The organism is Photobacterium sp. DNB22_13_2 (assembly GCF_052873915.1).
On the sequence record NZ_JBNNXU010000014.1, the window covers coordinates 138,913 to 150,949 of the forward strand.

Sequence of the window (12,037 nt, forward strand, 5' to 3'; positions counted from 1 at the left end):
ATTTTGATTGTTATAGTTGAATATCAAGGTTCACAACATCATCCCAATCACTGTCTTTCGCTGGTTCTAAACCTTTAATACTCAATTGGTCGAACATTGTCTTCGCTTCAGCATGTTGATTCAAAGGCGTTAAGCTTTCCTGTAATTTCATGACTGTGTCTTCATCTAACTTATTGGCAAAAGCTATCGCATGTGGAGTATAGCTTTTCGTCTGATAAATGACGGCAAGCTGATTCTTCACCGACTCATCCAAGCTGTTAAAAGTACGCATAACACCACCCCCCGCTGGATATAACCCTTTGGCAACGGCCATATACACTGAATCATGAGAACCTACGTAAGTAGGGGTTATTGATAGCCCTTGCTGACGCAGTTCTGATTGCGTCAAAATGGATGCAGCAAAAGCTCGAGGAGCCGGAAATGCAAGAGAAGTATTATTCAATTCGCTAACGTCACCTTGCCATTCTTTTTTTGCCACCATAATTCCTGTAATGCGCTTATCTTTAGCTCTGGCTAGTGCGGTATAACCCGGAGACTGGTTAACGAGTGTAAAATGATACGGATTCATATACGCAATATCATATTCACCAGCAACCAAGCGGTGTTCAAACGTAGGAATATCCCTTGCGGTCGCAAAACGGATATCTATACCAGTCACTTCACTCCATGCTTTAAGCAATGGGCCCCATTGCTTGGCAAGTTTTGCGGCTGATTGCTGTGGTACAACGCCGAATGTCAGGCTCACCTGAGTTTCACTCACCTCTTGACTCGCCGTAACATATCCAGAAAACCCTACAGCGATTGAGAACACTGCCATTGTGATTTTGCGTTTCAAATTGATTTGCATCTTGCAACCTCCCCCATCCGCCCGATAGATGTTCAACCTATACCAGGCAAGTTACTCATGAACTATTCCAGATACAGAAAAACAGTCAAAAAGGATGCCAATTTTAGGCACTACAATCAGAGGTCGGTCGGAAACAAGATCGAAAATAAATGAGTCAAAGACAGGGAATAGATACGAGGATGCTTACAGAGAAGGGCTCAACTCTATATTCAAGCCCTTGGGTAATAAAGTATGTTCAGCTTTCTTTGACGACTTTAAACAACAGTTGCCTTAGCCAGCGGTGACTGGTTTCTGATGTCCGACTGGGGTGCCATATGGCGCACAGATCATAGAGGTCTTCACCAAACGGTAAAGGTAACGCTTTGATTGCATAGCGGTCGGAAAAGGATTCAATGGTTGATTTTGGCAAAATGCCAATCATGTCAGAGCCTGCAATTATAGGCATCATTTCTACTGCACCTGGTGCACGAACAACGATATTTCGTTGATCAAGCTCCGGAATATCATCAGAATTTAGTAAGCTGCCTCGCGCATGCCAGCGGGACACCACCACATGATCTTCATTAAGAAATTCTTCGATAGTGATCGAGTCAGAAAGTCGAGGATGATGCTTACAGCACACAACGCTGAGCTCCTCTGAATAAAGGACTTGAGATTTTAGCAGGCTACGTCCGCGCGGGGGCATATCTATCACCAAATCGTATCGCTGCAACCGTAAATCTGCCTCCATATCTTCGGTGAACAAAGGATGGATCTCGAAGGCAATATTTGGCGCTTCCATACGTACCCTCTCGATCAATGCAGGGATAACGCTATAACTGGCCACCGACACACAGGCGATAGAAAATATCCGCTTTGATGTTTTCGGGTCGAACCCACGAGAAGCCGATAAAGTCGAACTAAAGTTCTTCAAAGAAGCAGCCAAAGCCGGATAGATATCGCTGGCAAACGCTGTCGGTTCTACCCCACTGGCATTACGGTGAAACAGCGGGTCATCATAAATGTCACGAAGGCGTTTTAGTCCCTTACTCACCGCAGGCTGGCTGACTTCCATCCGCACGGCTGCTTTAGATAGGCTTTGCTCTTCAAAAACAGCGACAAATATGGGAATGAGGTTAAGATCGGTACTTTTCATCTTTTGGGCCATTTTATATTATTCTATATCGTTCCAATAATAAGCATTATTTTCTCAGTTAATTAAAGGCCTATCTTTGCGCCTTGTGAACCTTATCTAGCTTAGGGAGTGCTTTAGGTAACGTCAGCTTATCAAGCGATCTTTGATGGCCACTGATCAACCACCACATTTTTTTAAATACATTGGTATTTTCTTCGCCAGTTTGAATTTGACCACTTGTTTTCAACCAATTGCTATCACTAGCGACTTTATTCATTTCAAGTTTATCAGTTGATTGGCGTAGATGACGATACAGCTTTCCCCTCGCTTGTGACCACTTTCCCTTTTTGACGTCAAGCCAAAACAGCAGCCAAGGTGGCTTAGGGTGGGTACGATAAAACCGGCGACCAGCAAAGAAAACCGTCAGTGCAACAACTGCTGCCACAATAACAACAACCATAGTGTGCAGGTTAGCTTTAACAAAAGACGCTAAGGTATGACGTGCATGGAATTGTTTACCTTCAATGGTCACGGTTTCCAGCTGGTTTGTTTTGGTATTCCACCACTGAAATTGATGCTCCGGAAGACTAAAGTCTCCACCTTGCTGAATCACATATACGGTTTCTTCAACCCTGCTTGATTGATAATCCCCACGTGTTTGCGAGTCACCTAAACGATGTGGTTGAGGGTAACCTTGAAAGTAGGCCGATGATTCGCTGCTCAGCAGGTTTGGCAGTAATATAGAAAGGCTATCTTGTGCCTGAATAGTCACTTTACGGGTAATAGCATCACCAACTTTCAGCTCGCCACTCGATTGCTTCCAGTCTTGTTTAACATCCACATTTGATGCGGTAAACCAAGCAATTTGATCACTCACTAAGCCTGATGGTAGATTAACGTTAAACGCCATTGGCTTGGTGTACATTGTCCCTGAGACATTGGCCCCGCCAGGCGCTGACACTTGCACATTCACAGCCAGCGAAGGGATAGAATAAGTGCCCGACTTGACTGGGTATAAGGTGATTTCCCACCGCTGCCGAGACCAAGTAACTCCCCCTTTCCTCTCGGTATAATTGGTCGCAAGCTGATTACGCTGCTTCGCGATGACATTCGGTATTTCAACTGCCTCTATTCGAGTACCACCGGTGAACCAGCGCGGGGTTGCGACTTCAACATAAAGTATCACTTGTTGGTTAACGCTGAAGCTCGGCAGTTGATTCTGATCTGTATCCGAACCCGTCCTAGGATCTGAACCTGAACCCGCTAACCAAGACTTAACCTCAACATCATTGCTGCGTTGCAAATCCGACATTGTGACAGCGTAACTCATGCTGCTGCCGACACAAGCCCATATAACTAATCCCACCACCAACAAATGTAGTGATTCATGGAAATGACGCTTTGGCCACGGCTTCAACATAGTAAATGAAAATAGTGACTTCATTGTTGTGCCTCTCCACCGACATGGCTTTCATCTGACTCATTGAGTTGGATCTGGAATTTAGCGCGTAAGAAATATTTTGGATCTGCCTCGACTCGTTTTAACCACTTATCTGCCAACTCATTGCTGCCCAAAATTTCATTAGCATTGAGTGTTTCCTTAATCATTAACTCAGCCGCTGTTTTTTCATCGGCACCATCGGCAGTCCGAGGTTTATCATCACCTAATTCAAACGACTCTTCCGGTCCATCAGTAGTTCCAGCCTGGCTTTCACTAGTGCGATTGATTTCTTCAACAATGCCACCTATCACCTTGAGGTTGTGTTCAACGTTAGGCCGAAAATCAACCGCAAGGGACTCCTTATCAGCAAGTGACTGTAACAGGTCCCTTGCCGCTAGATACTCTCGCTGCCTTGCCAAGGCACTGGCGGCGTTGTATAAGCCAAAATCGCTGTCCATTTGCAAAAATGCTCGGTGGGCTTGTTTATACTCAGAGGCATAATAATAAGCGGAGCCCTTTCTCAGTGGGGAGACAAAATGCTTTGCCGCTTCAAGGTACTCTCCTTGATTAAAGAGCCGCTGACCTTGCTGGTCTGGCGTTAACCATAAATCCCACCACCATTGAGCTGTTTTATCCCATGCAGTCACCATTTCAACAGGCTGAGACATTTGCGCTTTTGACGCAACAACCGTTTCGGCTTTTACTGACGGTGCAGCCAGTAGTGAGCCCGTAAGCGAAAGCACAACACACCACTGCACCAACCAACCTTTTCGAAACCAAAGTAACATCACTAAAGCGATAGGTAATAACAGTTGATACCCCATATCCTGCCAAGGCATGGCTGACTCACCGTTAAGCTGCATATTGCGCTCAACAGAAAGATTGAGTTGTTCAACATCACTGTTATCAACCGCTATTTCAATAAACCGTCCACCTACGTCACTTGCCAACTGACGTAACGAGTCAAAATCAGCAGGGGCATCACTTACAACATTGCGATTCCCCGCACCGAGTAACATTAGCTGATAAGGTTTATCAGCGAAATATGCCTTAAAAGCGGCAATTGTATTGGGGTTAGCCCCATCAGATACCAGTAACACCGTTGAACCCGGCCTTCCCTGAAGTTGCTGATCAATTAACGGTAAGGCTTGCTCTGCAAATTTGCCTTCAACCGGCATGATCTCAGGAGAGATCGCCGCTAGAAATGGCTCGAACACCTTGGTATCTTGAGTCATCGGCATCGCAATATGGGCCGAGCCTGCATAAACGACCAACCCAGTACTGCCTCCTTGTCGGAGCGCTAAAAGATCTCGCACCTTTTGCTTAGAGCGCTCTAACCTACTTGGTGGCAAATCTTGCTCCAACATAGATTCGCTACTATCAAAAAGGACCAGCATCGAGGCTTTATCTTCTCCAAATGGCGAAGCTTGTCGCTGCCATGTCGGCCCGGCGCAAACCAAAATTGCAATCGCGATCATCACCATCAGGAGCTTAAGAGGAAGCTGCTTGCTCCAGCCTTTTTCGCCGATGGTTAACACTTTACGAAGGTGATCTGGCAATACATCTTTCCAGCCCGGTTGGTTGGCTTCCCGCCACCGTAACCAAAACAGTAACCCCATTGGAATAAGAGCCAGTAGCCATAGCGGCCGGATAAAATGAAATTGCGTGAGCATTTGCTGCAGGCTAAGACTGTCAAACATCATTATTCTCCCAGCCTGCAACGCTTGCACTTAGCTGTCTACGACGGGTAACGGTTGCCAGCGAAAATGCAACAAGATACATCGCAACCACAACAGCAATAAGATAATGATGAACACTTTGTTTCGGACGATAGGTCGTGCTTTCATAAAGCTGCGGCTCCAACTTACCGATCTCTTCGTAAGCAGTTGAAAGCGCCTCACGATCAAGTGCAACAAATGCCTGACCGCCTGATTCTTTAGCGACACGGTTTATCGTTTCCATATCCAGTGCAGTCTCGCCAACGGTTTGTGGATCCCCCATCGCAATCATATGAATGCGAACGCCCTTGGCTTTGGCGACTTTGGCCGCTTCTATCGGTTCAACAAAGCTATCGGTATCGTTGCCATCGGTGAGTACTATGGCCACTTTTTCTCTATCCGGCTCCCCTCTTTCTTGGTGGCTTTGATCAAACACTTTAATTGCTAGCCCCATCGCATCACCAAGATGCGTACTCTGTCCGGCCATCGCGACTTCGGTTTGATTCAGCAGCGCAAGCCATACATCTTGATCGGCGGTAAAGGGCGTTTGTAAAAATGCCGCATCACCAAACAAAATAAGCCCTAAGCGATCCCCTTGGCGAGTTTTGACAAAATCAGCCAACACTTCTTTCACAGCATCAAGGCGAGACACTTTATGCCCAGCCGATGAGGTAAAATCTTTTTCTGCCATTGAACCTGAAAGATCCACTAGCACCATAACATCCCGACCATAGCTTTCTCTCACTTGTGGTTCGCCCAAGATGGTCGGTTTAGCCAATGCTGTAATGATAAGCACCCAAGAAATCACCAAGGTCATGCGCTGCCACCAGGACGGTGTCAGCTGGTTCGCCCCTGTCGATGGAGTTTCACCTAAGGCTTCAATCAGCTGGCTGAAAAATGGCACTTTAATCGCAGTTTGCTTGGTTCGATAAGCTGGCACGAAATAGAAAACAATCAAGGGTAAAGGTAAGGCTAAAAACCACCAAGGATGTACAAATTCCAAATTGATCATCGAAAAATTAAACATGGCGGTTCTCCCCCTGTTCTTTACGATCATTTGCCGATTTGGCAAATAGCGATCTGACAGAAGCAGACTTTATTGGTTTACCTTGATGAAATTTAACCCACTGCAAAGCGCGTTGACGCAATACTTCTCGCTCCTCGTCATCAAGGGAAGCAGCAGGGTCAACCAATGACTGAATCCACTTTTGACTGAGTTCATCATCAAAAGAGCAACGGCCTTCGCTTAGCGCATCGAGTTGTTGTAAAAAGGATGTACTAAATAACTTTGCATTTGTGGGATCCAGATATACCAATACAATTTTCAAAATAGAAAACAAGGTATCTTCAAATTGAGGATCTTCGATCGATAAGTGGTTTAATGCTGCTATCGCCTCTGCTCGATAACGATTGTGCCACCAGCGCTGCAGCAACCTGTAACAGACATACCCAGCGATAACGATTAACAATACCAACAGGATTTTCCAACCAATAGTTTGTGGCATCCAACTGACGCTGTCGGGGACAGCGACATCATAAAGCTCACGCAATATGTAAGTACTCGGAGGCGAATGTTCAATACTCATAACGACTACCTCCCAACAAGCCGTTGAAACTGGGCGATGTGAGCCCCTGTGGTATCCAGCTCAATAAACGGTAGATTTTTCAGTGCCATCAAACGGGTCAGTGATTGGCGAGTCAGCAAGCTACGCTCGGTCATACTCGCACTAGCCTGATCCACCTTTTCTTTGGTGTCTAGGCTAAGCTGATACTGACCGTCGCCAACGACCCAGTTTGATTTAACCAACTTTCGGGGTAAGGTTTGCTCTAATGGGTCATTAATAAGTACGGCCAAGACGTCATTATGTATTTGTAGTTGTTTGAGCTGTTCGAGGTGGGTCTCCTCACAATCTCGCCAGTCAGTCATAAATACGATGGTCGATTGGGACAGCTTCATGCGTTTTATCTGCTCAAGCCACAGGGAAAAACTCACCCTGTCACTATTGACGGTTTCAACATTCAGTTGCTGATTGGCATTGGCTAATAACTTTAACTGGGACATAAAGGCATGCTGTGAGCGCTGGGATTTACTGTGATAAATTTTTTCAGCCGAGGCGATAACCAAACCGACACGATCACCATCTTTTAGCACCCGCCAACCACACATGGCTGCAATTTCAGCAGCAATAACTGACTTCATCACGGCTGTTGATGAGAAAAACATTTGGCTACGCTGATCAACGCAAATAATCACATTTCGGTCTTTTTCTTCGGTATAGCTTCGCACATGGGGTTTGCCTGTGCGCAATGTGACCTTCCAGTCCAAATTACGAATATCATCACCCAGTTGGTAATGGCGTAATTCCTCAAAATTAAGGCCTCTTCCACGGAACAATGAGTTGTGCCTTCCCGACAACACGCTGCCAGCCTTCAGATGAGGTAATAAGCTAAACACACCGATTTGAGATTGAAGACGCACCAAGCGTGAGTAATCGCAGTAAATTCGGGCATCGAGCCCTGTAGAATGAGGTGCAATGTTTGGCTTTGCCATAAAGCCCCCAGTTATCCGATTTCTACATGGTCGAGCAGTTCTTCGACGATCCTTAAATGATTGATCCCATCAGCAAGGGCGTCATAGGTAAGCGTAAAACGGTGTCCCAATACCATTGGTGACATGGCGCGGACATCATCTGGAAGGACATGTTCACGACCTTGCAGCCAAGCATAGGCGCGAGCACATTTATCTAGGGCGATAGACGCTCGCGGGCTTGAACCGACTTCAATCCATTTTGCTAAATTTGAATCGGGATAACGCTCTGGCTTACGTGTAGCCATGACTAACGCAACAATGTAGCGTTCGACCAAATCGGAAACGGTGACATTTGGCAGTTGGCGGCGAGCTTCCAGTACAATATCCGGCTCGATATTATCCAGCTCTTCATTTTGCCCATTCCCTGCATTCTGATCACTAACAGCCGTCCCTAGCTCTTCACTTCGAACTAAGCGGATGATATCCCGTTCGGCCTCATCCTCGGGGTACTCAACAGTCACTTTCATCATGAAGCGATCCATCTGCGCTTCCGGTAACGGGTAGGTTCCCTCTTGCTCCACTGGGTTCTGGGTCGCCAACACCATAAACAACTCAGGCAATTGGTGGGTGGTATCACCGACGGTGATTGTCCCTTCAGCCATTGCTTCGAGCAAAGCCGCCTGAACTTTCGCCGGCGCACGGTTCACTTCATCGGCAAGAACGATACTGTTAAAAATAGGCCCCGGTTGAAAATGCAGCTGAGGCTTACCGTCGAGGTCTTGATAAATTTCCGTGCCCGTAACATCAGAAGGTAATAGATCAGGGGTAAACTGAATACGGCCAAAATCGGTACTCAACAAATTCGCCAGTGATTTAACCGAGCGTGTTTTTGCTGTTCCAGGCAAGCCCTCCAACAAGATATGGCCATTGGCTAGCAGGCCAATAACCAGAGCTTCCACCACATGGCGCTGGCCTATAACACTTTTTTCTGTTTGCTCAATGAGTTGATTAATGGCCTGTTGTGCTTGGTTCATGACTTACCCTCATCGGTTCATTCTTTCGCTGTATCTAATGACTCTATCTTACCTGCAAGGCTGATAACTAATGGTTATAAAGGCCATTACAGCTTAAGCCGAAAGGACTAATTGCGGACCTGTAATTTCAATTGACTAACCACTTCAGGCGGTACAATTTTGCCTAACTCCTGGGTGCAACTCTCAAAGGCGCTAGATACTGCACCAAGCTGGTAGTTTCGCGCCAACACTTCACATTGGGCATAGAGGTATTGCGGGTTACCGCTGATGCGAAATGCCGCTGACAATGCTTGACTGGACGCTAATACATCGGACTTTTCCAACGCCAAGCCATAAACATACCAATAGTGGGAATTCTCAACGGCCATCTCTGCTGCCTGTTTCAAATATTGATTGGCTTGCTCTGCTTCACCGGTTCGTAATAATGCTAAGCCAGCACTATAAGGCAGCGCACTGTCATTCGGCTGAGCTTTCATTCCCTGTTCCAGCACTTGCAAGGCAAGCTTCTCATTGTTTTGACTACGGTAAAGATCGGCTAAATTGACATAGCTATTAGCAAAATATGGTTCAATCTCAATCGCACCTTGATACCAAGCAATCGCATTGTCCATTTCTCCCATTGCACGATGCACATTGCCAAGGTTGGTCCGGCCAAAGCCTCTGTCTGCGTTAAATTTCTGTATCTCGATATACTCTTGCAAAGGCGTATTGAGACTATCTCTTTGCGGCAAACTTATCTGCGGCCAATAACCGACTAATACACCTGCCGCTTCTGTCCTTACCGACAGTACGGGATCATTCAGCAACGGGGATAAAATTTGCCAACGTTCTGGCCAGCCATAACCCGCTGATCCCTCAATAGCACCCAGCCTCATCAATTCGCTGTCATGCTTTACCGCTCTGGCGAGTGCAACTAAGGTATTCTGGCTAGTATTGCCCCCCATTCTGGACAGTGCAGAGGCACGGATAATATCGCTTAAACTCGCATCTTGAGCTGTATACGACAGTGCATCTGGCGCCGCTTTGTGACCAATGCTGTCGGCATAGAAGGCCACGCCGAAATGCTGCTGGCGGTAATCAGAATTAGGGAAATGTTTCGCTAACGCCTCATCCGCCCATTGATTGGTTTTATCTTCGTGACATCCGGTACACACATTCGGCGTATTAATGTGCTTACTTAAATCAGGACGTGGTACATGCCAACTATGATCGCGCCTTGGGTCAATTTGCATGTAAGTCGTCTCTGGCATGTGGCAAGAGGTACACTTGGCCGCCTCGGTAGCGGCATCATGAAGCGTATGCTTACTGGATGTATACTCGGGAGAAACATGGCACTGACGACAAACGGCTTCTTCTGGGATCGTCAGCTTTGCCGTATGTGGATCATGGCAATTGGTACACGTCACCCCTTTTTCAGCCATTACTGATTGCAAAAATGAACCATAAACATAGTCTTCATCGTAAATTTGGCCATCAGGATAATACAGTTCAGGCGTGATAAGACTCAGCCGATATTTATCCAAGAACGATCCTTTAACATGACTTGCCGACTCATTGAGCTGAGTACGCCGACTGTGGCACTGAGCACATGTTTGCACTTGGTCCGTTGCCTGAATAGATTTTGGTTGCAGGGTATTTTGGCCTTCCTTAGCAATCCACTCTTTCACTGATACACTGAGGTCACGTTCGAAACCCATTAAGAAGCTTGAGTGTGTCTGTTTATCCGAATGTGGTGTGCTCTTTTCACTACTGGTGCTTATCACGTACTCTATATGGCCGCTCGCGGGGCCATGACAAGCTTCGCACCCTACATTGATTTCGGACCAAGTGGTTTGATAAGAGTTGGTCTTTGGGTCGTAATTCTTTTTTAGATTAGTCGAATGGCAGTCGGCACACATAAAGTTCCAATTCTGGCCGGCATTGGTCCAATAGAACTCATCAACTGGAGTGGTTTCTGGGTAGAGATTAAACCAGCGCTGCCCTCCCTGCTCTGGTGGGCGAGAGTCCCATGCAAAGGGGAGCAACTGGACCCGACCATCGGGGAATTCAACCATGTACTGCTGGAGGGGATAAACACCAAAGGTATAACTGATTTTAAAATCCGAGAATGTTTGATCAGCGCCCGCGATATTGACCCAGAATTCATCACCTTTCTTAAAGAAGCGATTGGTCTTCCCTTCTGGGTTCCCATCAAGCGGCAACGTCTGATCAGAAAAGTTACCCAAGACCGATTGAGGTGTCGCATGTTTCATTGCCATTTCATGGTGCGAGCCACGCCAAGCATCGGCTTGTTCGCTATGACACTCTACACAGGTTTCGCTACCCACATAGACCGAAGTCTGTCCCATCACGGGTTGGCTCACCGATACAAAGCTCAACAACCAACAAAATAAAATCAAACACCTTCCAGACTGGATCAATCGTGCCATAACCATCCTTGATGAAATATATTCCCTGAAATAAAGATAGAGTACGAGAGACAAAAAAGGGCTCCAAAGAGCCCTTTTATACCCAAGCTACTTCAAGATGCAGGTTCAGCGAGAATTTATAAGCTTGTAGACAAGGCATTGTTTTGAAGATCTAGTGGCTCTAAATCAAGAAACAATAACGCAGTATAGAAGCTTAAAAAACTCGCTCTTCGGGAGGGTGTCAGCCCATTCACTCCTTCGTTGAAGCTTTTTGAAAGGGAATGCCATTCCTGCAAACCTTCGCCTTGGATTGAGGTGCTGCCCCCCCTCTGAATCCGGCACCTTGAGATAACTTAGTTATAATTCAACACCTTATTTATTTTGCGGTTGTTGAAGTTTTTCCATCACCTGATCAAGCGAGAAACTTGCCGCTTTTTGTCTTGGCGGGAATTCCTTAAATGTATCAAGGAACTTGGCCACATAAGCCTGTGCCGGTACTAGCATAAAGGCACGGTCTAACATCCAGTCGTAATAGGTATTTGAGGTGATATCTGCAACTTCATACGGGTCCATCCGCAAGTTAAAGATTTTAGGCACTCGTAGAGGCGTGAACGGTTCTGCCCAGATACGCAGGGTTCCTTTGGCTCGCTGCTCCAAGAACACAATCTTCCAATTGTTGTAACGAAGTGAACTCAAATCACCATCATCAGTGAAATAAAACACTTCTTCTCGTGGTCCAGTATCGACCTCACCGGTGAGATAAGGTAGGAAGTTGTAACCATCGAGGTGAACTTTAAATTTCTTGTCACCCGCTTGATAACCCTCTAGCAACTTCTCTTTGATCTGATCATCACCTGCGGCAGCAACCAAGGTTGGCATCCAGTCCATATGATGCATGATTTCATTTGAAATGCTGCCCGGTTCTATTTTACCCGGCCAGCGAAC

9 protein-coding genes and 1 pseudogene are annotated in these 12,037 nt (G+C 46.4%); all 10 read right to left on the reverse strand.

Going from position 1 to position 12,037, the window contains the following annotated elements; translation table 11 throughout:
• Positions 1–10: 10 nt before the first annotated feature.
• Positions 11–847: a phosphate/phosphite/phosphonate ABC transporter substrate-binding protein gene (locus ACVA58_RS19125; protein WP_446511956.1), complete on the reverse strand. Its 837-nt coding sequence runs from the start codon at positions 845–847 to the stop codon at positions 11–13.
• 235 nt (positions 848–1,082) lie between these two features.
• Positions 1,083–1,982, reverse strand: a complete 900-nt coding sequence (locus tag ACVA58_RS19130; RefSeq protein WP_446511957.1) for a LysR family transcriptional regulator — start codon at positions 1,980–1,982, stop codon at positions 1,083–1,085.
• Positions 1,983–2,052: 70 nt separating this feature from the next.
• A complete protein-coding gene (locus ACVA58_RS19135) occupies positions 2,053–3,381 on the reverse strand; it encodes a BatD family protein (RefSeq protein ID WP_446511969.1) in 1,329 nt (442 codons plus the stop codon).
• Between the two features lie 20 nt (positions 3,382–3,401).
• The gene (locus ACVA58_RS19140) at positions 3,402–5,102 is read right to left on the reverse strand and encodes a vWA domain-containing protein (RefSeq protein WP_446511970.1); all 1,701 of its coding nucleotides are present in this window, start codon (positions 5,100–5,102) and stop codon (positions 3,402–3,404) included.
• The gene (locus ACVA58_RS19145) at positions 5,095–6,147 is read right to left on the reverse strand and encodes a vWA domain-containing protein (RefSeq protein ID WP_446511958.1); all 1,053 of its coding nucleotides are present in this window, start codon (positions 6,145–6,147) and stop codon (positions 5,095–5,097) included. The genes ACVA58_RS19140 and ACVA58_RS19145 overlap by 8 nt, the downstream gene beginning before the upstream one ends.
• Positions 6,140–6,706 (reverse strand): DUF4381 domain-containing protein, encoded by a 567-nt coding sequence (locus tag ACVA58_RS19150; protein WP_446511959.1) that lies wholly within the window; start codon positions 6,704–6,706, stop codon positions 6,140–6,142. Before ACVA58_RS19150 ends, ACVA58_RS19145 begins: the two co-directional genes overlap by 8 nt.
• Before the next feature lie 5 nt (positions 6,707–6,711).
• A complete protein-coding gene (locus tag ACVA58_RS19155) occupies positions 6,712–7,671 on the reverse strand; it encodes a DUF58 domain-containing protein (protein ID WP_446511960.1) in 960 nt (319 codons plus the stop codon).
• An 11-nt stretch (positions 7,672–7,682) separates the two neighbouring features.
• A complete protein-coding gene (locus tag ACVA58_RS19160; protein ID WP_446511961.1) occupies positions 7,683–8,684 on the reverse strand; it encodes an AAA family ATPase in 1,002 nt (333 codons plus the stop codon).
• Positions 8,685–8,791: 107 nt separating this feature from the next.
• Positions 8,792–11,113, reverse strand: coding sequence for a multiheme c-type cytochrome (locus ACVA58_RS19165; protein ID WP_446511962.1), 2,322 nt, complete (start codon positions 11,111–11,113; stop codon positions 8,792–8,794).
• A 351-nt stretch (positions 11,114–11,464) separates the two neighbouring features.
• Positions 11,465–12,037: pseudogene (locus ACVA58_RS19170) on the reverse strand (arylsulfatase); the annotation flags it as partial.

Bases quoted from the DNA above. Each gene is read 5' to 3' on its own strand.
- ACVA58_RS19125 (WP_446511956.1), bottom strand. From the start codon at position 847: ATGCAAATCAATTTGAAACGCAAAATCACAATGGCAGTGTTCTCAATC.
- ACVA58_RS19130 (WP_446511957.1), bottom strand. From the start codon at position 1,982: ATGAAAAGTACCGATCTTAACCTCATTCCCATATTTGTCGCTGTTTTT.
- ACVA58_RS19135 (WP_446511969.1), bottom strand. From the start codon at position 3,381: ATGTTGAAGCCGTGGCCAAAGCGTCATTTCCATGAATCACTACATTTG.
- ACVA58_RS19140 (WP_446511970.1), bottom strand. From the start codon at position 5,102: ATGTTTGACAGTCTTAGCCTGCAGCAAATGCTCACGCAATTTCATTTT.
- ACVA58_RS19145 (WP_446511958.1), bottom strand. From the start codon at position 6,147: ATGTTTAATTTTTCGATGATCAATTTGGAATTTGTACATCCTTGGTGG.
- ACVA58_RS19150 (WP_446511959.1), bottom strand. From the start codon at position 6,706: ATGAGTATTGAACATTCGCCTCCGAGTACTTACATATTGCGTGAGCTT.
- ACVA58_RS19155 (WP_446511960.1), bottom strand. From the start codon at position 7,671: ATGGCAAAGCCAAACATTGCACCTCATTCTACAGGGCTCGATGCCCGA.
- ACVA58_RS19160 (WP_446511961.1), bottom strand. From the start codon at position 8,684: ATGAACCAAGCACAACAGGCCATTAATCAACTCATTGAGCAAACAGAA.
- ACVA58_RS19165 (WP_446511962.1), bottom strand. From the start codon at position 11,113: ATGGCACGATTGATCCAGTCTGGAAGGTGTTTGATTTTATTTTGTTGG.